Genomic DNA, 24,498 nt, shown 5'->3' with positions numbered 1-24,498 from the left:
CGCTCGCGCTGCTCACCGACGAGATCGTCGGGGCGTTGTCGTCGTCGATGATCGTGCCAACGCCGCTCGCACCGCCCACGGTCACGTTGTACGTTTCGTTCGGCTCGTCGATCGTGTCGATCGTCGTAGCGACAGACACCGAGAACGTCGTCACGCCAGCCGGCACGGTGATGACACCGCCCGCAATCGTCACGCCATTGGTGAACGCCGTGCTCGTGAGGGCCGAGGTGTAGTCGGTGCCGCCGCCCGTGGCGGTGACATCGCCCAGCGTCAAGGTGAAGGTCGTCGCGCTGCTGGAGGCATTCGACAGGTTCACCGTGTGAACGATGCTGGTCGCTTCCGTTGCGCTCGCGCTCGACACCGACGAGATCGTCGGGGGCGGGTCATCGTCCAGGATCGTGCCGACGCCGCTCGCGCCACCCACGGTCAGGTTGTAGGTTTCGTTCGGCTCGTCGATCGTGTCCGACGTCGTAGCGACAGACACCGAGAACGTCGTCACGCCGGCCGGCACGGTGATGACACCGCCAGAGATCGTCACGCCATTGGTGAACGCTGTGCTGGTGAGTGCCGATATGTAGTCGGTGCCGCCGCCCGTCGCGGTGACATCGCCCAGCGTCAATGTGAAGGTCGTCGCGCTGCTGGAGGGATTCGACAGGTTCACCGTGTGAACGATGCTCGTCGCTTCCGTCGCGCTCGCGCTGCTCACCGACGAGATCGTCGGCGCGTTGTCGTCGTCGATGACCGTGCCGACGCCGCTCGCGCCGTCGACGGTCAGGTTGTAGGTTTCGTTCGGCTCGTCGATGGTGTCCGAAGTGGTCGGGACAGAGACCGAGAACGTCGTCACGCCGGCCGGCACGGTGATCACACCGCCAGAGATCGTCACGCCATTGGTGAACGCTGTGCTCGTGAGCGCCGACGTGTAGTCGGTACCGCCGCCTGTTGCGGTCACATCACCCAGCGTCAACGTGAACGTCGTCGCGCTGCTCGACGCGTTCGACAGGTTCACCGTGTGGACGATGCTCGTCGACTCCGTGGCGCTCGCGCTGCTCACGGACGAGATCGTCGGGGCCGCGTCGTCGTCCAGGATCGTGCCCACGCCGCTGGCGCTGCCGACCGTCAGGTTGTACGTCTCGTCTGCCTCGTCAATCGTGTCCGACGTCGTCGGCACAGACACCGAGAACGTCGTCACGCCTGCCGGCACCGTGATCACACCGCCTGCAATGGTCACGCCATTGGTGAATGCCGTGTCATCGAGCGTCGCCGTGTAGTCGGTACCGCCTGTGGCGGTGACATCACCCAAGGTGAGCGTGAACGTGGTCGCGCTGCTGGAGGGATTCGACAGGCTGACGGTATGGACGATGCTCGTCGCTTCCGTCGCGCTCGCGCTCGTCACCGACGAGATCGTCGGGGCCGGATCATCATCGATGACCGTGCCAACGCCACTCGCACCGCCAACCGTCAGGTTGTAGGTCTCGTTCGCCTCGTCGATGGAATCTGATGTCGTCGGCACAGAGACCGAGAACATCGTGACGCCTGCCGGCACGGTGATGACACCGCCCGCAATCGTCACGCCGTTGGTAAAGGCGGTGCTCGTGAGCGCCGAGGTGTAGTCCGTGCCGCCACCCGTCGCCGTCACATCGCCCAGTGTCAGGGTGAACGTTGTCGCACTGCTCGATGCATTCGACAGGTTCACCGTGTGAACGATGCTCGTCGCTTCGGTCGCGCTCGCGCTCGACACCGACGAGATCGTCGGGGCGTTGTCGTCGTCGATGATCGTGCCGACGCCACTCGCGCCGCCCACGGTCAGGTTGTACGTTTCGTTCGCCTCGTCGATGGTGTCTGAGGTCGTGGCCACAGAAACCGAGAACGCCGTCACGCCTGCCGGCACGGTGATCACACCGCCCGCAATCGTCACGCCGTTCGTGAACGCCGTGTCGTCCAAAGCCGAGGTGTAGTCCGCGCCACCGCCCGTCGCAGTCACATCTGCCAGCGTCAACGTGAACGTCGTCGCGCTGCTGGATGCATTCGACAGGTTCACCGTGTGGATGATGCTCGTCGACTCCGTCGCGCTGGCACTCGTCACCGACGAGATGGTCGGCGCGGGGTCATCGTCGATGATTGTGCCGACGCCGCTCGCGCCGCCCACGGTCAGGTTGTAGGCTTCGTTCGGCTCGTCGATCGTGTCCGACGTCGTCGGCACAGAGACCGAGAAGCTCGTCACGCCAGCGGGCACCGTGATCACGCCACCGGCGATCGTCACGCCGTTGGTGAATGCGGTGCTCGTGAGCGCCGACGTGTAGTCCGTGCCGCCGCCGGTGGCGGTCACATCACCCAATGTCAACGTGAACGTGGTCGCGCTGCTCGACGCATTTGACAGGTTCACCGTGTGAACGATGCTCGTCGCTTCCGTCGCGCTGGCGCTCGACACCGAAGAGATCGTGGGGGCCGGGTCATCGTCGATGACGGTGCCGACGCCGCTCGCGCCACCCACGGTCAGGTTGTAGGTCTCGTTCACCTCGTCGATGGTGTCCGACGTGGTCGGGACCGACACCGAGAAGGACGTCACGCCCGCCGGCACGGTGATCACACCGCCCGCAATCGTCACGCCATTGGTGAAGGCCGTGCTCGTCAGCGCCGACGTGTAGTCCGTGCCGCCGCCGGTGGCAGTCACATCACCCAGGGTCAACGTGAACGTGGTCGCACTGCTCGAAGCATTCGACAGGTTCACCGTGTGGACGATGCTCGTCGACTCCGTGGCGCTTGCGCTGCTCACGGACGAGATCGTCGGGGCCGCGTCGTCGTCCAGGATCGTGCCCACGCCGCTGGTGCCGCCGACCGTCAGGTTGTACGTCTCGTCTGCCTCGTCAATCGTGTCCGACGTCGTCGGTACAGAGACCGAGAACGTCGTCACGCCAGCGGGTACGGTGATCACACCGCCTGCAATCGTCACGCCGTTCGTGAACGCCGTGCTCGTCAGCGACGAGGTGTAGTCAGTGCCGCCGCCCGACGCCGTCACGTCACCCAGCGTCAAGGTGAACGTCGTCGCGCTGCTCGACGCGTTCGACAGGTTCACCGTGTGGACGATGCTTGTCGACTCCGTGGCGCTCGCGCTGCTCACGGAAGAAATCGTCGGCGCGTTGTCGTCGTCGATGACCGTGCCGACGCCGCTCGCGCCACCCACGGTCAGGTTGTACGTCTCGTCTGCCTCGTCAATCGTGTCGGATGTTGTCGGCACAGAGACCGAGAACGCCGTCACGCCTGCCGGCACGGTGATCACACCGCCAGAGATGGTGACGCCATTGGTGAACGCCGTGTCATCCAGCGCCGACGTGTAGTCAGTGCCGCCGCCCGTCGCCGTCACATCGCCCAAGGTCAAGGTGAATGTCGTCGCGCTGCTGGACGGGTTCGACAGGTTCACCGTGTGGACGATGCTCGTCGACTCCGTGGCGCTGGCGCTCGACACCGACGAAATCGTCGGCGCGTTGTCGTCGTCCAGGATCGTGCCCACGCCGCTGGCGCCGCCGACCGTCAGGTTGTACGTCTCGTCTGCCTCATCAATCGTGTCGGCCGTCGTGGCCACAGAGACCGAGAACGTCGTCACGCCTGCCGGCACGGTGATCACACCGCCTGCAATCGTCACGCCGTTCGTGAAAGCCGTGTCATCCAGCGCCGACGTGTAGTCAGTGCCGCCGCCCGTGGCGGACACATCACCCAAGGTCAGCGTGAATGTCGTCGCGCTGCTGGACGGGTTCGACAGATTCACCGTGTGGACGATGCTCGTCGATTCTGTTGCGCTGGCACTCGACACCGACGAAATCGTCGGCGCGTTGTCGTCATCCAGGATCGTGCCCACGCCGCTGGCGCCGCCGACCGTCAGGTTGTACGTCTCGTCTGCCTCATCGGTCGTGTCGGCCGTCGTGGCCACAGAGACCGAGAAGGTCGTCACGCCAGCGGGCACGGTGATCACACCGCCTGCAATCGTCACGCCGTTCGTGAACGCCGTGCTCGTCAGCGACGAGGTGTAGTCAGTGCCGCCGCCCGTGGCGGTCACATCACCCAAGGTCAGCGTGAACGTCGTCGCGCTGCTCGATGCGTTCGACAGGTTCACCGTGTGGACGATGCTTGTCGACTCCATGGCGCTCGCGCTGCTCACGGAAGAGATCGTCGGCGCGTTGTCGTCGTCCAGAATCGTGCCGACGCCGCTCGCGCCACCCACGGTCAGGTTGTACGTCTCGTCTGCCTCGTCGATCGTGTCCGACGTCGTCGGTACAGAGACCGAGAACGTCGTCACGCCAGCGGGTACGGTGATCACACCGCCTGCAATCGTCACGCCGTTCGTGAATGCCGTGCTCGTCAGCGCCGACGTGTAGTCAGTGCCGCCGCCCGTGGCGGTGACATCACCCAAGGTCAGCGTGAACGTCGTCGCGCTGCTCGATGCGTTCGACAGGTTCACCGTGTGAACGATGCTTGTCGACTCCGTGGCGCTCGCGCTGCTCACGGAAGAAATCGTCGGCGCGTTGTCGTCGTCCAGGATCGTGCCGACGCCGCTCGCGCCGCCCACGGTCAGGTTGTACGTCTCGTTCGGCTCGTCAATCGTGTCCGACGTCGTTGGCACTGACACCGAGAACGTCGTCACGCCTGCAGGCACGGTGATCACACCGCCCGCAATCGTCACGCCATTGGTGAACGCGGTGTCGTCGAGCGACGACGTGTAGTCCGCGCCGCCGCCCGTGGCGGTCACATCACCCAACGTGAGGGTGAACGTCGTCGCGCTGCTGGACGCGTTCGACAGGTTCACCGTGTGGACGATGCTCGTCGACTCCGTGGCACTCGCGCTCGACACCGACGAAATCGTCGGCGCGTTGTCGTCGTCGATGATCGTGCCGACGCCGCTCGCGCCGCCCACGGTCAGGTTGTACGTCTCGTCTGCCTCGTCGATCGTGTCGGATGTTGTCGGCACAGACACCGAGAACGTCGTCACGCCTGCCGGCACCGTGATCACGCCGCCTGCAATCGTCACGCCGTTCGTGAACGCCGTGTCATCCAGCGCCGACGTGTAGTCAGTGCCGCCGCCTGCAGCGGTCACATCACCCAAGGTCAGCGTGAACGTCGTCGCGCTGCTGGACGCATTCGACAGGTTCACCGTGTGGACAATGCTTGTCGATTCCGTGGCACTCGCGCTCGACACCGACGAAATCGTCGGCGCGTTGTCGTCGTCGATGACCGTGCCGACGCCGCTCGCGCCACCCACGGTCAGGTTGTACGTCTCGTTTGGCTCGTCAATCGTGTCCGACGTCGTCGGCACAGACACCGAGAACGTCGTCACGCCTGCCGGCACCGTGATCACACCGCCTGCAATCGTCACGCCATTGGTGAACGCGGTGTCATCCAGCGCCGACGTGTAGTCAGTGCCGCCGCCCGTGGCGGACACATCACCCAAGGTCAGCGTGAATGTCGTCGCGCTGCTGGACGGGTTCGACAGGTTCACCGTGTGGACGATGCTCGTCGACTCCGTGGCGCTGGCGCTCGACACCGACGAAATCGTCGGCGCGTTGTCGTCGTCGATGATCGTGCCGACGCCGCTCGCGCCACCCACGGTCAGGTTGTACGTCTCGTTCGGCTCGTCAATCGTGTCCGACGTCGTTGGCACTGACACCGAGAACGTCGTCACGCCAGCGGGCACGGTGATCACACCGCCAGAGATGGTGACGCCGTTGGTGAAGGCCGTATTGGTCAGCGCCGAGGTGTAGTCGGTGCCGCCGCCCGTAGCGGACACATCACCTAGGGTCAACGTGAACGTCGTCGCGCTGCTCGACGCATTCGACAGGTTCACCGTGTGAATGATGCTTGTGGATTCCGTCGCGCTCGCGCTCGACACCGACGAAATCGTCGGCGCGTTGTCGTCGTCCAGGATCGTGCCCACGCCGCTGGCGCCGCCGACCGTCAGGTTGTACGTCTCGTCTGCCTCATCGGTCGTGTCGGCCGTCGTGGCCACAGAGACCGAGAAGGTCGTCACGCCTGCGGGTACGGTGATCACACCGCCTGCAATCGTCACGCCGTTCGTGAACGCAGTGCTCGTCAGCGCCGACGTGTAGTCAGTGCCGCCGCCCGTGGCGGTCACATCACCCAAGGTCAGCGTGAACGTCGTCGCGCTGCTGGACGCATTCGACAGGTTCACCGTGTGGACGATGCTTGTCGACTCCGTGGCGCTCGCGCTGCTCACGGAAGAGATCGTCGGCGCGTTGTCGTCGTCCAGGATCGTGCCGACGCCGCTCGCGCCGCCCACGGTCAGGTTGTACGTCTCGTCTGCCTCGTCGATCGTGTCGGATGTTGTCGGCACAGACACCGAGAACGTCGTCACGCCTGCCGGCACCGTGATGACACCGCCTGCAATCGTCACGCCGTTCGTGAATGCCGTGTCATCCAGCGCCGACGTGTAGTCAGTGCCGCCGCCGGTGGCGGACACATCACCCAAGGTCAGCGTGAACGTCGTCGCGCTGCTGGACGGGTTCGACAGGTTCACCGTGTGAACGATGCTCGTCGATTCCGTCGCACTCGCGCTGCTCACGGAAGAAATCGTCGGCGCGTTGTCGTCGTCCAGGATCGTGCCGACGCCGCTCGCGCCGCCCACGGTCAGGTTGTACGTCTCGTTCGGCTCGTCAATCGTGTCCGACGTCGTTGGCACTGACACCGAGAACGTCGTCACGCCTGCAGGCACGGTGATCACACCGCCCGCAATCGTCACGCCGTTGGTGAACGCGGTGTCGTCGAGCGACGACGTGTAGTCCGCGCCTGCGCCGGTGGCCGTCACGTCTTCCAGCGTCAGCGTGAACGTGGTCGCGCTGCTCGACGCATTCGACAGGTTCACCGTATGGATGATGCTCGTCGATTCTGTTGCGCTTGCGCTGCTCACCGATGCAATCGTCGGCGCCGCGTCATCATCGATGATCGTGCCCGTCGCGCCGACACCGCCGACGCTCAGGTTGTAGTCCTCGGAGGCGCCTTCGTCGATCGTGTCGAGCGTGGTCGGCACTGTCAGCGTAAACGTCGTGACCCCCGCAGGGACCGTGAGGATCCCGCCGGCCAATGTCACGCCGTCGCTGAAGGTCGGCGGCGTGGTGTAGTCGGTGCCGCCACCGGTGGCGGAGCCGCCGCCCAGTGTGTAGGTGAACGTGACGTCGGCGCTTGACGCATTACTCAACGTCACCGTGTGCACGAGGCTCGTGCCTTCGGCCTGCGCGTCGCTGGTCACCGACGCAACGGTCGGCGCGTTGTCGTCATCCAGGATGGTGCCGGTGGCTGCAACGCCGCCGACCACAATGGAATAGTCTTCCGAGGCGCCTTCGTCGATCGTGTCCTGCAACGTGGGGACGGTGACCGTGAAGGTCGTCACGCCAGCAGGAACCGTCAACAGCCCGCCGCTCAGTGTGACGCCGTCGCTGAAGGCCGGGGGCGTGGTGTAGTCGACACCGCCGCCTGTGGCGCTGCCGCCACCCAACGAGAACGTGTAGACCGTGTCGACGGCGGATGCGTTCGACAACGTGACCGTGTGCACCAGGTCCGTGCCTTCGGTCTGCGTGTCGCTCGTGACGGAGCCCACATTCGACGGATCGTCGTCGTCGACGATCGTGCCCGTTGCGCCGACGCCTCCGACCGACAGGTCGTAGTTTTCAGACGCACCTTCATCAATCGTGTCCTGGATGGTCGGGACGGTGATGGTGAAGGCCGTCACGCCCGCCGGTACGGTCAGCACGCCTGCAGCCAGCGTCACGCCGTCGCTGAAGGTGGGCGGTGTGGTGTAGTCGACACCGCCGCCAGTGGCGGAGCCGCCGCCCAACGAGTACGCAAAAGTGGTGTCGATGCTCGACGGGTTGGTCAGCGTGACTGTGTGCACCAGCGTCACGCCTTCGGTCTGCGTGTCGCTCGTGACCGACGCGATCGTGGGCGCGTTGTCGTCGTCGGTGATCGTGCCCGTCGCGGCGACGCCGCCAACGGTCAGGCTGTAATTTTCCGATGCGCCTTCGTCGATCGTGTCCAGTGTGGTGGGCACGGTGAGCGTGAAGCTCGTGACGCCCGCAGGAACCGTGAGCACGCCCGCAGCGAGCGTGACGCCGTCGCTGAACGTCGGTGGTGTCGAGTAGTCCACGCCGCCGCCGGTCGCGGTGCCATCGGCCAGCGTGTAGGTGTAGGTGGTGTCAACGCTGGACGGATTGCTCAGCGTGACGGTGTGGACGAGATTCGCGCCTTCGAGCTGGGTGTCGTCGGTCACCGACGAGATGGTTGGCGCGTTGTCGTCGTCGGTGATCGTGCCCGTTGCGGCGACGCCGCCGACGGTCACGCCGTAGTCTTCCGATGCGCCTTCGTCGATCGTGTCCTGTGTCGTGGGCACAGTGATCGAGAACGTGGTGACGCCCGCCGGCACCGTGAGAACGCCAGCTGCAAGCGTGACGCCATCGCTGAAGGTGGGCGGTGTCGTGTAATCAGTGCCGCCGCCGGTGGCTGTGCCGCCGCCGAGCGAGTAGGTGTAGGTCGTCGTGACGCTCGACGCATTGCTGAGCGTGACCGTGTGGACGAGGTCAGTGCCCTCGAGCTGCGTGTCGTTGGTGACCGATGTGATCGTGGGCGCGTTGTCGTCGTCCAGGATCGTGCCGACGGCAGCGACGCCGCCGACGGTCACGTTGTAGTTTTCGGATGCGCCTTCGTCGATCGTGTCCAGCGTCGTGGGGACGGTGAACGTGAACGACGTGACGCCCGCGGGCACGGTGAGCAGGCCCAGGGAAAGCGTGACGCCGTCGCTGAAGGTGGGGGGCGTCGAATAGTCCGTGCCGCCGCCAGTGGCCGTCCCACCGCCGAGCGAGAACGTGTAGACCGTGTCGACGGCAGAGGCATTGCTCAGCGTCACTGTATGGACGAGGTCAGTGCCCTCCATCTGCGAATCGTCGGTCACCGACGAAATTGCAGAAGCACCATCGTCGTCGAGGATCGTGCCGCTCGCCGCGACGCCGCCCACCGTCAGGCCGTAGTCCTCGGACACGCCTTCGTCGATCGTGTCGGGCGTCGTGGGAACTGTGATCGTGAACGAGGTAACGCCCGCCGGCACCGTCAGGACACCGGCTGCCAGCGTGACGCCATCGCTGAAGGTCGGTGGTGTGGTGTAGTCAGTACCGCTGCCGGTGGCCGTGCCGCCGCCGAGCGTGTACGAATAGGTTTGCGCCGTGCTCGACGGATTGGTGAGCGTGACGGTGTGGACGAGACTGGTGCCTTCCGTCTGCGTGTCGTTTGTGACCTGCGACACCGCCGGTGCGCTGTCGTCATTGAGAATCGTGCCGACTGCCGACGCGCCGCCGACTGTCAGGTTGACGGTTTCGTCCGGCTCGTAAACGTTGTCGGCGATCGTCGGGACAACGACGTCGAAGCTCGTGACACCCGCCGGCACGGTAATGAGCCCGCCCGACAGGGTGACACCATTGGTGAAGGTCGCGCTGCCGTAGTCGCCGGCCGTTGCCGTGCCGTCGTTGAGGCTGAAGCTGAAGGTGCGCGAGGCATCTGCCGCACCGGACAGCGTGACGGTATGGACGAGGTCGCCGCCTTCGAGGATCGTCGCGTCGGCGATCGACTGCACGGTCACCGTGTCGTCATCGAGGATCGTTCCCGTGGCCGTGACGCCGCCAACGTCCAGGTGGACTGTTTCGTCTGATTCATCGAGCAGGTCAGGCGTCGTCGGGATCGTGACGGTGAATGCCGTCACGCCGGCTGGCACCGTGATCGTGCCAGCAGCAAAGGTCACGCCATTGCTGAAGACCGGGCTGCCATAGTCGCCGCTGGAAGCCGTGCCGTCGCTGAGCGTGAACGCGTAGCTCAGCGGGATGGACGTCACGTCCGAGAGCGTGACCGTGTGAACGAGGTTGCCGCCTTCGACGATCGTGGCGTCCGTTACGCTGGCGATGACTGCCGTTGCATTGACCAGGACATTGACGTTCGCCGTCTCCGTGACCGTGCCGGACGTGACCGTATAGGTAAACGTCGGCACCGGGCCTGCAAAGCCGGATTGCGGCGTGAACACGAGGTGGCCGCCGACAAGCGCAACGCTGCCATTGGCTACCGAGACAGACGCGCCGCCATCGGTGATCGCATTGCCGTTGACCGCGGTGATGCGCTGATCAGGGTTCTCGAAGGTGTCGTTGGCAAAAACGTTGATGTCGACAGGAACGTTCGCATCGGTCACCGCTGTGTCTGACGCAATGTCGACGACCGGCGTGACAGCGATGGTGATCGTGTCGGTGTCGGTGAAGGTGCCGTTGGTGGTCTTGACTGTCAGGACGGCGTTGCCGTTGAAATCGGCGACCGGGTTGAACGTCAGGTCGTTGAGCGCCTGGTTGATCTGCGCGGCCGGCCCGATGATCGTGACCGTTCCCGTGCCGTTGTCGCTGACGCTGACGCCGCCCAGGTGAAGCACATCCAGCGTGCCATGCGTCACCGTGAGCGTGACAGTCAGCTGGCCGCCAGCGGTATTGGTGACCTTGATCGCGTTGCCGTTTGCAGAGTTGAAGACCACCGACGTGTCTTCAATGTCGTTCTGCGTGCCCGGCACGGTGTTGACGGGCGGCCCGGCCACGTCGTTGTCGTGGATGGTGCCGATGGCAGACAGGCTACCCAGCTGCACTGTCAGGCGCTCATCGTTTTCGATGATCGCGTCGTCAACCGTCGGGATCGTGATGCTGAAGCGCGTGACACCCGCGGGCACCGTGACGAAGCCGCCGGAGAGCGTCACCCCGTTGGTGAACACCGGCGGCAACGTGAAGTCGCCAGGGCTTGCTGTCGTGCCGGCCACGCTGAAGCTGTACACCGTGGGTTCGGTCGAGGTGCCCACGATGCGGACGTTGTGAACCAGGCTGTTGCCTTCGACCACGGCGTCGCTGGTGATGGAGCTCACTGCCGGCGGCGTATCGTTGTCGAGGATCGTGCCGACTGCCGTCAGGTTGCCCACGGACACATTCACCGTCTCGGTGTTCTCGTACACCGTGTCGTTGATGGTCGGCACGCTGATCGTGAAGGTCGTGACGCCCGCAGGCACCGTGAGCTGGCCGCCTGCCAGCGTGACGCCGTTGCTGAACACGGGCGCGCCGAAGTCGCCTGCAGATGCCGTGACACCTGCCAGGGTGAATGCGAAGCTGGTCGGCGTGGTCGAGGAACCGGCCAACTGCACGGTATGGACCAGCGTGTTGCCTTCGGTCACGGTGGCGTCGGTGATTGACGCGACGGTGGGCAGCGGGTCGTCTTCGAGGATCGTGCCGATGCCCACGAGGCCGCCTACAGACACGTTCAGCGTCTCGTCGCCCTCATGGATCGCGTCTTCAACCGTCGGGATGCTGATCGTGAAGCTGGTGACGCCTGCGGGCACCGTGAGGACACCGCCATTGAGTGAGACACCATTGCTGAACGTCGGTGCGCCAAAGTCGCCTGCGCTGGCTGTGACACCCGCGACATTGAATGCATACGTCTGCGCCATCGTCGAAACGCCGCTGAGCGTGACGGTGTGCAGGAGCGAATCGCCCTCGGGTACTGCGTCGTTGGTGATCGATGCGATCGACGGCGCGAGGTCGTTTTCGAGAATCGTGCCGACGCCTGTGAGGCCGCCGACGGTGACGTCGAGCGTCTCGGTTCCTTCGAACACGGTGTCGTCAACAGTCGGGATGCTGACCGTGAAGCTCGTGACACCAGCGGGCACCGTGAGCACACCGCCGCTCAGCGTGACGCCATCGCTGAACACGGGCGCGCCAATATCGGCGGGCGACGCCGTGATGCCGGCAATCGAAAAACTGTAGGTCGTGGCTGCTTCAGCAGCGCCCGTCAGCGTGACGGTATGGACGAGCGAATTGCCTTCGGGCACCGTTGAATCGGTGATCGAGGCGATGACAGGCGGCGCCTCATCGTCGAGGATGGTGCCAACACCGACCAGGCCGCCCACGGAAACGTGGAGGGTCTCGGTGTTTTCAAAGACCGTGTCCTGCACGGTGGGAATGCTGATCGTGAAGCTGGTGACGCCTGCGGGTACCGTGAGCAGTCCGCCGTCGAGCGTGACGCCATTGCTGAATGATGGCGAGCCAAAGTCACCGGGCTCTGCTGTGACGCCGGCCAGGCCGAACGAGAAGACGCTGGCCGACTGCGACGTGCCGGCGAGCGACACCGTGTGCACCAGCGTGTTGCCCTCGGACACCGTTGCATCGGTGATCGACGAGATGGCGGGCGCCGGGTCGTTGTCCAGGATCGTGCCGACAGCGGACAGGCCGCCCACGGTCAGGCCAAGCGTCTCGGTCGGCTCGGCGATCGTGTCCTGGATCGTGGGGATGCTGACGGTGAAGCTGGTAACGCCCGCGGGAACTGTCAGGACGCCGGCGGACATTGTCACGCCATTGCTGAAAACAGGTCCGCCGAAATCGCCGGAGCTGGCCGTGTTGCCCGCCAGGCCAAACGAGAACGTCGTCGCGGTCTGGGAACTGCCCGCAAGCGACACGGTGTGCACCAGCGTGTTGCCCTCGGACACCGTTGCATCGGTGATTGAGGCGATCGTCGGTGCCGGATCGTTGTCCAGGATCGTGCCGACGGCAGACTTGCCACCCACGGTCAGGTCGAGCGTCTCGGTCGGCTCGGCAATCGTGTCCTGGATGGTGGGGATGCTGACCGTGAAGCTCGTGACGCCGACAGGCACGGTGAGCTGCCCATTGAGCAGGGTCACGCCATTGCTGAACGTGGGCGCGCCGAAGTCGCCGGCGCTGGCGGTGTTGCCCGCCAGGCCAAACGACAGCGTGGCAGGCGTGGCCGATGTGTTGGTCAGCGTGACGGTATGGACGAGAACACTGCCCTCGGTCACGACGTCATTGGTGATGGTCACCACGGCGATCTCGGGCGGCGGATCGTTGTCGATGATCGTGCCGGTGCCGGTTTTGCCGCCCACGGTGACGATGACCGTCTCGTCGCCTTCGTAGACGATGTCGGGCGTCGTCGGGATGGTGATCGTGAAAGTGCTGACGCCCGCAGGGACGGTCAACCGGCCACCGACGAGCGTGACGCCGTCGCTGAACGTGGGTGTGCCGTAGTCGTTGGTGCTGGCCGAGCCGCCTGTCAGCGTGAATGCGAAGTCCTGGTCGAAGGTCGACCCGCCCGTCAGCGTGACCCTGTGGACGAGGGTATTGCCTTCGGTAGTGTTGGTACTGGTGACCGTGTCGATCTGCGTCGGCGTGCCGGGCAGCGGCCCCGGTGTCGGGGGCGCGGGAATGTTGCTGACCGGCGGTGCGTACGGCAGGTCGATCTTCGGCCAGACCTGTGATGTCAGCACCAGGTCATTGAGTGGCGTGAGCGGCTCGACCACACGGTCAAGCAGGACAAATGTATTTCCGTCGTCGATGCCGCCGCCGTCTTGCGGGTTGACGGCATTGCTGTTGTCGTTGGTAACCGTGGCGGGGGCTGTTTCCTCACCAATGCGGCCGAGCAAGGCGCTCTTGCCGCCTTCGGGCATGATGTTCTCGAACAGCGCCTGGTCGAGGCGTACGTCCTCCTTGGCCCGAACGAGCAGGTGTGCGCCGTTCTCGAACGAAAGCTCGACCTGCGCACCGTCAAGCGCAATGATCACTTCGCCTTCGAAAACGGGGTCGCCGAACTTCAGCTGACGCTGGTTGCCCTGCGGGTCCCGCGCGAACGCGACCCCTTCAATGAGTACTACGGTTCCAACGAATTTGGCTTCGGCCATAAGTGTGCTTGCCTCTGTAACGCGGCAATTCCAGTATATCTGTATGTAACCAATTGTGAAATACTACTTTTTTCCTCAAAAGCAGTAACACCCGCCGCTACTGGCAAATATTGCCGATCACCTTTCGGTGAATGCTTCCTGCTTGGCCTTGAGCACCGGTTTCAAGAGGTAAGACAGGATGGATTTCTTGCCGGTCAGGATGCTGACTTCGGCGACCATTCCTGAAATGACCGGCAAACCTTCGCCCGCACCCAAATGCGATTTATTGGTCCGCAGACGGACCATGTAGAACGTATTTCCGCGCTCATCTGTAACAGAGTCGGCACCGATCATTTCAACTTTAGCGTCCAGGCCGCCGTAGATTGAAAAGTCGTAGGCCGTGAATTTCACGATGGCCGGATCGCCTGGCCGCAGAAACGCAATGTCCTTGGCCAGCACGCGCGCATCGAGCAGCAGCGCCTCCTCAAACGGCACAATTTCGACTACGTCCTTGCCCGGCTGGACAACCCCGCCCACCGTCTTGACCAGCAGGCGCTTGACCGTGCCCTTCACAGGTGAGCGGATCGACGACTTGGCGACCCTGTCGGCCAGGCCAGCCGTACCAGCCGTGTTGACGTTCAGCTTGGCCTCGACCTCCGACATTTCCTTGCGCGCGTCGCTGCGAAAGGCCAGCGTGATTTCCTGGACCCTGCGGCTCGCCTCGCCAATCGCCGACTGCGCCTTGGCGATCTGCGCTGTTGCGATATCGCGCTCGCCCTTGAAGCGGCCAGCGTCGCGCTCCAGGCGCAACACATCGACTTCCGACACGGCACCCGTGGCCAACAACGGCCTGGTGTAGGCGAGCTCCTTGGCTGTGAGCTCGTAAGCCTGGGAGGCCTGTTCGCGGCGCGCATTGGCTTCACCAAGTTCCTGGCGCTTCTGGGCAAGCTGCTGCTCCGCTATGGACAGCTGCGCGCCTAGGGTGGACTTGCTCGCCTCGTAAGCGCGTTGCTCGGCCTCGACAGTGCGCGGCGATTCTTTCACCACTTCAGCGGGCGCCTCGAATGGCACCCCTTCGGCCAGGGCGCGCAAGCGCGCTGCACGCGCCACCAGCGCCAGGTACTGCGCACGGCTTTCCTGCAGCGACGAATCAAACCGCGTGGGGTCAATATTCAGCAGCACTTGCCCCGGCTGCACGAGCTGGCCCTCTTTCACGAGGATTTCCGCGACAACGCCGCCGTCCAGGCTTTGCATGACCTGCAGCTGCGTGGACGAGACAACCTTGCCATCGCCCTTCGTCACTTCGTCAACGCGAGTCAGCGCGGCCCACAAGAGCGCGACCACGACCACGGCGCCGAACACTTTGAGCAGCACACGCGCACGCGTCGGGTCTTGCTCGAGCATGAGTGCGTGGGCGTCACGCACGAACGTTGTGCCTGGCCCGGTCGGCTGCGGCTGGGTCGCCTCGCGCCAGTACGCGGGGCCCTGCAGCACGAGTTGCTTGATGTCAGCCCAGCGGATCATGATGCTTTGCCCACGCGGCCCGCGCGCAAATCGTCCAGCACTTTTTCGCGCGGGCCGTCGGCCACCACGATGCCCTCGTCCAGCACGATGATTCGATCGGCCAGCTCGAGCAGGCTGTTGCGGTGCGTCACGATTAACACCGTGCGGTGTTGTGCAAACACGCGCAAACGCTCCTTGAATTGCGCCTCGGTGCTGAAGTCCATCGAGCCGGTTGGCTCGTCGAGCAGCAGCATCGGCGCATCGAGCAATGCGGCGCGCGCAATCGCGATGCCCTGGCGCTGCCCGCCGGAGAGTGATTCGCCCCGCTCGCCAATGACCATGTCAAAGCCTTGCGGGTGCTTGTCGATCATCTCGCTCAGCCCGCCGACAGCGGCCGCGGCGAGGATCGCGCCGTCATCGGCAAGCGGCGCGGAGATCGAGATGTTTTCACGCAAGGTGCCATAAAACAGCATCGCGTCCTGCTCGACGTAGCCAATGTTGCGGCGCAGCTCGACCGGGTCGAGCTGGCGGATATCCACACCATCGATCGACACAGTGCCCTTGGTGGGCACATACAGGCCCAGGGCCAGACGCTGCAAGGTCGTCTTGCCCGAACCGACGCGGCCGATCACGACCACCTTCTCGCCGGCATTGATGCGGAACGACACACCGCGCAATGCGGATTCCTTGCGACCCGGATAGCTGAAGTGCACGTCGTCGAAAGTGATGTCGCCCTTCAGGTCGGGGCGATGCAGGTACGTCGCGGTGGCCGGGCGCTCGCTTTCCTTGCTCATGGTCGCTTCGAGCGACACCATCGCCATGCTGGCGTTCTCGTACTGCATCATCAACGCCACGACCTGGCTCAATGGCTGCAACGCACGGCCCGCCAGCATCGTGATGGCGATCATGCCGCCCATCGTCAGCCAGCCGTCGTGAATCAGGTAAACGCCGGCGACGATGAGGATCAGGTTCATCGCCTGCTGCAGCGTGGCCGCACCATTGGTCACCGACGAAGAAAGCAGCCTGAGCTTTGACGTCACGCTCGACAGGAAGGCGGCCGTTGACTCCAGCTTGGTCTGCATGACGCGCTCGGAGCCGTGGGCCTTGATGGTTTCCAGGGCCGTCAGCGCTTCGACGATGGTGGCGTTGCGCATGGCTCCCGCGCGAAACGTCGTCTCGGAGAGTTCACGCATGCGGCCGGCAACTGACTTGGCGTAGAACACCATCACCGTCAGGCCGATGATCGGCACAAAAACGAGCGGCCAGCAGATCCACGCGATGACGATCAGGAACAGCAGCGCGAACGGCAGGTCGATGATGGCCGTGACAGTCGCAGATGCGACGAAGTCGCGCAGCGATTCAAACGAGCGCAGCGTGGCCGCGTAGGCGCCGACGGAAGCGGGCCGGTGCTCCAGCTTCATGCCGAGCACGCGCTCCATGATGAGGGCGGACAGCCGCAGGTCGATGCGCGCGCCGGCCATGTCCACGAAGTGGCCGCGCATCAGCCGCAGCGTGTAATCCGCGCCGAGCATCAGGGCCAGGCCCACAGCGAGCATCCACAGCGTTTCCGTCGCGAAGTTCGGCACCACGCGGTCGTAGATGTTCATCGAGAACAACGGGAATGCGAGCGCGAAGATATTGATCAGCAGCGCGGCAATGAGCACGTCGCGATAGAGCGGCAGCTGGTCGCGAAAGGCGCCCCAGAACCAATGGCGGTTGCGCGTGAGCAACTCGGGCGTGCGGCGGTCGAAGCGGAATTGCGGGTGGGCAAAGATGGCGATGCCGGCGTAACGCGCCTCCAAGTCGGCACGTGGCATGGTGATCACGCCCTGGCCGGTTTCGGGAAACAGCAAGCGGGCCGTGGCACCGTCGTCTTCCCAGCCAATCAGCAGGCAGGCTGAGTCGCCGTTGAGCAGCAGCACCACCGGCAGCAGTGCCACGTCGATGCCATCGATCGTGCGGCGGACGACCTTGGCCGACAGGCCTGCACGCCCGGCAGCGCGAACAAACAGGCTGGGCGTGAGGCCTTCCTTGTTCAGTGGCAAGCCAGCCGAAAGTCCCGCCCGGGTTTCCGAGCGGCCATGGATACGGGCCAGCTCAACCAGGCAGTCCAGCAGGGGATCGCTTTGCAGGTTGGCGTCGCTCAGGCCGATCTTGCGGCGATCCCAACCCGTGTGAGCCTTGATATCGAAAGGAACTTTTACATCACCCATTCTGGTCCGCAGGCCTGCTCGGCCATCGGCTCGCTCCTACTTCTGTATGTGACAAAAATGATACCCACGCGCTTGCAAAACCAAAGATTCACAGGCACCCCATTTTGCCGTGTAGGACAAATTGCACAGGCAAATCGTTCCTGCCTAGCCGCAAAAGCGGTACGGTGTGTCTTATTCACGCATGAAATTGCACAATTTTTGCGTGATCTGTAACCAGTTCCCCAGGAGTACGCAGCATGCCCAGCCGCAGATTCGCCTTGTCGATGCTTGCCGGGGCAGCCTTGTGGCCGGGTGCCAGCCAGGCTGCCGTTTTCGGCACCAGGGCCGTGCGAATCGTGGTGCCGAACGGTGCCGGTGGCGCCGCCGACCTCACCGCCCGGCTGGTCGCCGAACGGCTCGCGGGCCCGCTGGGCCAGGCCGTCATCATCGACAACAAGCCCAGCGCTGGCGGCGTTGTCGCGGCCGAGCAGGTGGCGCGCGCGGAGCCGGACGGCCACACGCTGCTGCTGGTTTCCAGCGGCACAGCCGTGAGCGCAGCCCTGTTCAAGACGCTTGCGTTCGACACGCTGAAGGATTTCGCGCCGATCTCGCTGCTTGCGACCTTTGACCTGGCCATCGTCGTGAAGGCGGCAGGCCGCTTCGACACCCTGGGCGCCCTGCTCGCCTATGCACACGCCAACCCGGGCAAGCTGAACATCGGCACACCCCAAATCGGGACGACGCAGAACCTGGCCGCTGAATTGCTGAAGGTCACTGCGGGCATAGACGCCCAGGTCATCCCCTTCAACGGAACACCGGCCATGGTCTCGGCGCTGCGCGGCGGCGAGATCGACGCAGGGATCGACATCCTCGGGCCGCTCATGCCGCAAGTTGCAGCCCGCGCGCTGGTGCCGCTGGCCGTGCTGGGCGAGCAGCGCGCCGCTCAGTTGCCGGATGTGCCGACCGTGCGCAGTTCAGGCGGCGCATTGGCACGTTTCGCCGTGTCGTCGTGGAACGGCCTGGCAGCGCCCGCGCGCACGCCCGCGGCGGTAATCGCCCGGCTGAACAGCGAAGTGCAGGCCGTGCTGGCGCAGCCTGACGTCATCCGGCGACTGGCCGAATTGAACCTCGTCGCGCAGGGCAGCACGCCGGCCCAACTGGGCCAGCGTATGGAAAGCGACATCCGCCGATGGAGCGACGTGATCGCGCGTGCAAAAATCCCGCGGCAATGACGCGCCAGGAGCACCTTGAATGAACGCAACCCCCTCTATGGGCAGCATCGGCCTGATCGGCTACGGAGAAGTCGGCAAGATCTTCAGCGCGGGCCTCAGAACGAAAGCAGGCGTGCAGGGTGTGGCCGCCTGGGACCTGAAGTTTGCCGACCCGGCCCAGCGCACGAAGGAACTGGCCCACGCACACGATGCAGGCGTGACAGCCCAGCCGTCGATGCAAGCGCTGTGCGAAGGCTGCAACCTCGTGATCTCTGCAGTGACCGCCTCCAACACGCTCGCCGTCGCGCGCGAGGCCGCGCCTTTCATGCAGCCGGGCGCCACTTTTCTCGACCTCAACTCCGCCTCACCTGGCACCAAGCAGCAAGCCGCAGCGCTGATCGATGCGAGCGGCGCGCACTATGTCGAAGCTGGCGTGATGACGTCCGTGCCGCCCTACGGCATCAAGGTGCCGATGCTGCTTGGCGGCGCGAAGGCGCATGAGCTCGCGGCGTTGCTCGCGCAATGGGGCCTGGACGCCAAGGCCGTCTCCAGCGAACTGGGCGTGGCCTCGGCCATCAAGATGTGCCGCAGCATCATGATCAAAGGGCTGGAGGCGCTGGTGATCGAGAGCTACACCACGGCGCGCGAGTACGGCGTTGAAGACCACGTGCTGCCAACGCTTGCCGAAACGTTTCCGTCCATCGACTGGCACAAGCAAGGCGCGTACTTTTTCAGCCGCGTCGTGCAGCACGGCAAGCGGCGGGCTGAGGAAATGCGCGAAGCGGCCAACACGGTGAACGAAGCAGGGTTCGAGCCGTTCATGGGTCGCGCGATTGCCGACAAGCAGCAATGGGTGGCCGACCAGACCGCTGGCGGCGTGTTCAAGGATTTGCCCAAGGACGCGCGCTGGCAGGACTACGCCGACCGGCTGATCGCCACACGCAGCCCGCGCGGGTAGCTACCGCGCCGCGAGCATCTGCGGCGCCATCTGCTGGATCAGCTGCAGCATCGCCTTTTGCGTGAGCGTGGCGGGCCGCTGCGAGCTCATGGCAATCATGAGGCGGCTGCGAATGGCCGGGCCCTTGATGGGCCGGCAGGTGAATGCATCAGGCCGCGCCGACGTCGCCACGGCGTTGCGCGACAGGATGGCACTGCCCGCGCCATCTTCGACAAGATCGAGGATTGCAGCGACGCCATCGATCTCAAGAACAACATCAGGCTTGCAGCCCACCGCCGCCATCTCCGACTCGACCTGCATGCGGATCGCATTTGGGCGGCTGGGGATGATCAGCGGCACGCTGGCCAGGTCGCGCAACTGCACAGCGCTCGTCGCGGCCTTGGCTGATGCAGGCGACTTCGCGTTGCGCCGCTCCACGAGAAACAGCGCCTCTTCCAGCAAGGGCGTGAGTTCCACCCCCGGCGATGCCGTCGCGTTGTAGAGCAACGCGATGTCGAGGCGGCCTGTTGTCAGCGACTCGTGCATTGCTGTTGAAAGCCCCTCAGTGATCGAGATCGAAGCCTCGGGCATCGCCTTGCGGAACTCACGAATGAGCGGCACCGCCATCATCTTCGCGACGCTCGGTGGCAGGCCGACTGCCACACGCCCTGCCAGCGCACCACGCACGCGCCCAAGCTCCTCCTTCGCGCGCGAGACCTGGTGCAGGATGCCGCGCCCGTGCTCCAGCAGGAGCTTGCCTGCCTCGGTGGGCGAGGCACCGCGGCCATTGCGCGTGAGCAGGTTCTGGCGCAGCTCCACTTCGAGCAGCCGCACCTGGCGGCTGAGCGCGGGCTGCGCAATGTCGAGCGCAATGGCAGCGCGGGTGAAACTGCCCAGCTCCGCAACGCGGACGAAGTATTCAAGCTGTTTCAGGTCCATGTCTGGCTCCAAGTCTAGAGACATAGCACAGGGGCGGATATAAGGGCTTGTTCTAGCTGCTAGCGGATGCCCGCGCTTTCCGTATTGGTATCGCCCTCGCAGAATCCGCTCATTCATGACAGCAGCTCTCAAGGGAATCTCATCTATGGCCACGCGTCAGCTGCTGGCTGACCTGGCTGCGGGCTGGCAAAGCGAAGCGGGCATGGCCGTCGAGGTTGAGTCCGTCGGCGGTGTGGACGCGGCCAAGCGCGTGCAGGCCGGCGAGGCCTTCGACTTCGTCGTGCTCGCAGCAGACGCCATCGACAAACTCATCGCCGCCGGCAAGGTGGTGGCCGGCACGCGCTGCGATCTCGTTCGCTCCGGCGTTGCAGTGGCCGTGAAAGCGGGCGACGCGCATCCTGATATTTCGAGCGAAGCCGCCGTCAAGGCGGCCGTTCAATCGGCGCGATCCATCGGCTATTCCACCGGCCCGAGCGGCGTGGCGCTGACCAAGCTCTTCGAGCGCTGGGGCATCGCCGACGAGATCAAGGACCGCATCGTGCAGGCATCGCCCGGTGTGCCGGTGGGCACGCTGGTCGCGCGAGGCGATGTCGCACTTGGCTTCCAGCAGCTGAGCGAGCTGATGCATCTTGAAGGCATCGACGTCGTTGGCCCGCTGCCCGATGACATCCAGATCACGACCACTTTCTCTGCCGGCATCTGCACGGCGTCAGAACACGCAGACGCGGTGCGTGCGATGTTTGCCTTCATGACGTCACAGCGTGCCGACGCGGCCAAGCGCCGACAGGGTATGGACCCGGCCTGAACCCAGTCCCCCAGGCGGCAACATTCAAAACGAGGAAAACATGATCATCGACTGCCACGGCCACTACACCACCGCGCCCAAGGCGCTGGAAGACTGGCGCAACAAGCAGATCGCCGGCATCAAGGACCCGTCGGTGATGCCCAAGGCATCCGAGCTGAAGATCAGCGATGACGAACTGCGCGAATCCATTGCCGCCAACCAGCTGCGGCTGATGAAAGAGCGCGGCAGCGACCTCACCCTCTTCTCGCCACGCGCGAGCTTCATGGCGCATCACATCGGCGACTTCAATGTGTCGTCCACATGGGCCGCCATCTGCAACGAGCTTTGCTATCGCGTGGGCCAGCTCTTTCCCGACAACTTTGTGCCGGTGGCGATGCTGCCGCAGTCACCCGGCGTCGATCCGAAGACATGCATTCCCGAACTCGAAAAATGCGTGAAGGAATACGGCAACGTCGGCATCAACCTCAACCCCGATCCATCGGGCGGCCACTGGACCTCGCCGCCGCTCACCGACCGCATGTGGTACCCCATCTACGAGAAGATGGTGGAGTACGAACTGCCCGCGATGATCCACGTGAGCACGAGCTGCAATCCGGCTTTCCACACGACGGGCGCGCACTACCTGAACGCTGACACCACTGCGTTCATGCAGCTGATCCAGGGCGACCTGTTCAAGGATTTCCCGACGCTGAAATTCATCATTCCGCACGGCGGCGGCGCAGTGCCCTACCACTGGGGGCGCTTCCGTGGCCTGGCGCAAGAGATGAAAAAGCCGCTGCTCAAAGACCACCTGCTCAACAACATCTTCTTCGACACCTGCGTGTATCACCAACCGGGCATCGACCTGCTCAACACCGTGATCCCGGTGAAGAACGTGCTGTTTGCCTCCGAGATGATTGGCGCCGTGCGCGGCATCGACCCCGAGACGGGCAACTACTACGACGACACCAAGCGCTACATCGAAGCATCGAAGCTTTTGTCGGCGGAGGAAAAGCAGCAGATTTATGAAGGCAACGCGCGCCGCGTGTTCCCGCGCCTGGATGCGCAACTGAAGGCCAAGGGCCACTGAGGAGAAGACGATGTACGAACTCGGCGTTGTGTACCGGAATATCAAGCGTGCCGACCGCGCTGCTGCTGATGGCCTCGCAAAATTCGGCTCGGCCACTGTGCACGAAGCGATGGGGCGCGTGGGCCTGCTCAAGCCTTACATGCGGCCGATTTATGCGGGCGCGCAAGTCTCGGGCACGGCAGTCACCGTGCTGCTGCAGCCCGGCGACAACTGGATGCTGCACGTCGTGGCAGAGCAGATCCAGCCCGGCGACATCGTGATCGCCGCGTGCACCGCCGACAACACCGACGGCTTCTTCGGCGACTTGCTCGCCACGAGCTTCCAGGCACGCGGCGCACGCGCGCTCGTCATCGACGCAGGTGTTCGCGACGTGAAGACGCTGGGCGAAATGCGCTTTCCGGTGTGGAGCAAGGCGATCAGTTCCAAGGGCACGATCAAGGCCACGCTCGGCTCGGTGAACATTCCGCTGGTATGTGCGGGTGCGCTGGTTCATCCGGGTGACGTTGTGGTGGCGGACGACGACGGCGTCGTCATCGTGCCCGCCGCGCTCGCACAAAAGACGCTGGACGCTGCGGCAGCGCGCGAAGCGCTTGAAGGCGAAAAGCGCGCCAAGCTTGCCTCCGGTGTGCTGGGCCTGGACATGTACAAGATGCGCGAGCCGCTGGAGAAGGCGGGCTTGAAGTACATCGACTGAACGCGAGAATGAAATACGACAAAACCCCCGGCTGGCTCGACTGGTACGACGGCCCCTCCAAGCCGCGATTCAAGTTGCCGCCCGGCAGCGTGGACGCGCACTGCCACGTGTTCGGCCCTGGCGAGCAATTCCCGTTTGCGCCCGAGCGCAAATACACACCGTGCGATGCAAGCCGTGACCAGCTCTTTGCGCTGCGCGACCACCTGGGTTTCGACAAGAACGTGATCGTGCAGGCCACCTGCCACGGCGCGGACAACAGCGCGCTGCTCGATGCGCTCGCTCACTCGAATAGCCGCGCTCGCGGCGTCGTCACGGTCAAGCGGAATGTCACCGACGAACAACTTCACGCGATGAATGCTGCGGGTGTGCGGGGCGTGCGCTTCAACTTCGTCAAGCGGCTGGTGGACTTCACGCCCAAAGACGAGTTGATGGAAATTGCAGCGCGCATTGCGCCGCTGGGCTGGCATGTGGTGATCTATTTCGAGGCTGTCGACCTGCCCGAGCTGTGGGACTTCTTCACGGCCTTGCCGACTACCGTCGTCGTCGATCACATGGGGCGGCCTGACGTGACCAAGCCTGTCGATGGCCCCGAGTTCGCCCTGTTCATGCGCTTCATGCGCGAATACCCCAACGTGTGGTCGAAGGTGAGCTGCCCCGAGCGCTTGAGCGTGGGCGGCCCGCCCGCCTTGAACGGCGAGCAGAATGCTTATCGCGACGTGATTCCCTTCGCGCGGCAGATCGTCGAGACCTTTCCCGATCGCGTGCTGTGGGGCACCGACTGGCCACACCCGAACCTCAAGAACCACATGCCCGACGATGGCCTGCTCGTGGATTTCATTCCGCACATCGCAACAACGAGCGAGCTGCAACGCAAGCTGCTCGTGGACAACCCGACCCGCCTCTATTGGGGATAAGCGCCATGCCACTCGACAAGCCCTATCTCGACGTGCCCGGCACGACGATCTTCGATGCGGAGCAGTCGCGCCGCGGCTATCACCTCAACCAGTTCTGCATGTCGCTGATGAAGGCGGAAAACCGCGAGCGCTTCAAGGCGAACGAACGCGCCTATCTTGATGAATGGCCGATGACTGAAGCGCAGAAAGAGGCCGTGCTCGCGCGCGACCTCAATGCGTGCATTGGCCTGGGCGGCAACATTTACTTCCTCGCGAAACTGGGTGCCACGCACGGCAAGAGCTTCCAGCAGATGGCCGGCAGCATGACGGGCATGACCGAAGAGGAATACCGCGACATGATGATCGCCGGTGGCCGCTCGCCTGAAGGCAATCGCCGTACGGGTGAAGACGGCACGGCCCAGCCACATCGCCAGCCGCAAGGTACGTCAACAAAGCGGGGACTCTAGTCCATGAGCCCCCACGTTCACTTCATTCACTGCCCCCCGAGGGGGCCCAAGCCTCGTCGAGG

General features: G+C 64.3%; 11 protein-coding genes. 7 read left to right on the top strand and 4 right to left on the bottom strand.

Going from position 1 to position 24,498, the window contains the following annotated elements; translation table 11 throughout:
* The 3 genes from GHT07_RS14085 to GHT07_RS14075 form a co-directional block, all read right to left on the bottom strand.
* Positions 1-13,747, bottom strand: a 13,747-nt coding sequence (locus tag GHT07_RS14085; protein WP_153585723.1) for a Calx-beta domain-containing protein, incomplete at its 3' end; no start/stop codon positions are given.
* Positions 13,748-13,864: 117 nt separating this feature from the next.
* Positions 13,865-15,250, bottom strand: coding sequence for an HlyD family type I secretion periplasmic adaptor subunit (locus GHT07_RS14080; RefSeq protein WP_153585722.1), 1,386 nt, complete (start codon positions 15,248-15,250; stop codon positions 13,865-13,867).
* Positions 15,247-17,442: a type I secretion system permease/ATPase gene (locus tag GHT07_RS14075; RefSeq protein ID WP_153585721.1), complete on the bottom strand. Its 2,196-nt coding sequence runs from the start codon at positions 17,440-17,442 to the stop codon at positions 15,247-15,249. The genes GHT07_RS14080 and GHT07_RS14075 overlap by 4 nt, the downstream gene beginning before the upstream one ends.
* 236 nt (positions 17,443-17,678) lie before the next feature.
* On the opposite strand from GHT07_RS14075, the gene GHT07_RS14070 reads away from it, so the two are divergent.
* Positions 17,679-18,653 (top strand): tripartite tricarboxylate transporter substrate-binding protein, encoded by a 975-nt coding sequence (locus tag GHT07_RS14070; RefSeq protein ID WP_153585720.1) that lies wholly within the window; start codon positions 17,679-17,681, stop codon positions 18,651-18,653.
* A 19-nt stretch (positions 18,654-18,672) separates the two neighbouring features.
* Positions 18,673-19,590 (top strand): NAD(P)-dependent oxidoreductase, encoded by a 918-nt coding sequence (locus GHT07_RS14065; protein WP_228488346.1) that lies wholly within the window; start codon positions 18,673-18,675, stop codon positions 19,588-19,590.
* On the opposite strand, the gene GHT07_RS14060 is transcribed toward GHT07_RS14065, so the two are convergent.
* Positions 19,591-20,508 (bottom strand): LysR substrate-binding domain-containing protein, encoded by a 918-nt coding sequence (locus tag GHT07_RS14060; RefSeq protein WP_153585719.1) that lies wholly within the window; start codon positions 20,506-20,508, stop codon positions 19,591-19,593. It lies immediately after the preceding gene.
* Positions 20,509-20,623: 115 nt separating this feature from the next.
* On the opposite strand from GHT07_RS14060, the gene GHT07_RS14055 reads away from it, so the two are divergent.
* Genes GHT07_RS14055 through ligA form a run of 5 tightly spaced genes read left to right on the top strand, consistent with a single transcriptional unit; the run spans position 20,624 to position 24,436 of the window.
* Positions 20,624-21,313, top strand: coding sequence for a substrate-binding domain-containing protein (locus GHT07_RS14055; protein ID WP_194792941.1), 690 nt, complete (start codon positions 20,624-20,626; stop codon positions 21,311-21,313).
* Positions 21,314-21,353: 40 nt separating this feature from the next.
* Positions 21,354-22,382, top strand: a complete 1,029-nt coding sequence (locus GHT07_RS14050; protein ID WP_153585718.1) for an amidohydrolase family protein — start codon at positions 21,354-21,356, stop codon at positions 22,380-22,382.
* 10 nt (positions 22,383-22,392) lie between these two features.
* Positions 22,393-23,076, top strand: a complete 684-nt coding sequence (gene ligK / locus GHT07_RS14045) for a 4-carboxy-4-hydroxy-2-oxoadipate aldolase/oxaloacetate decarboxylase (protein WP_153585717.1) — start codon at positions 22,393-22,395, stop codon at positions 23,074-23,076.
* 8 nt (positions 23,077-23,084) lie between these two features.
* The gene (locus GHT07_RS14040) at positions 23,085-23,990 is read left to right on the top strand and encodes an amidohydrolase family protein (protein WP_153585716.1); all 906 of its coding nucleotides are present in this window, start codon (positions 23,085-23,087) and stop codon (positions 23,988-23,990) included.
* A gap of 5 nt (positions 23,991-23,995) precedes the next feature.
* Positions 23,996-24,436, top strand: coding sequence for a protocatechuate 4,5-dioxygenase subunit alpha (ligA, locus tag GHT07_RS14035; protein WP_153585715.1), 441 nt, complete (start codon positions 23,996-23,998; stop codon positions 24,434-24,436).
* Positions 24,437-24,498: the final 62 nt, after the last annotated feature.

It is taken from the genome of Caenimonas koreensis DSM 17982 (assembly GCF_009646335.1).
GTDB classification, from domain to species: domain Bacteria; phylum Pseudomonadota; class Gammaproteobacteria; order Burkholderiales; family Burkholderiaceae_C; genus Ramlibacter; species Ramlibacter koreensis.
The sequence above is the reverse complement of the archived record's forward strand: the minus strand, read 5'-3'. Positions and strand labels throughout refer to the sequence as shown.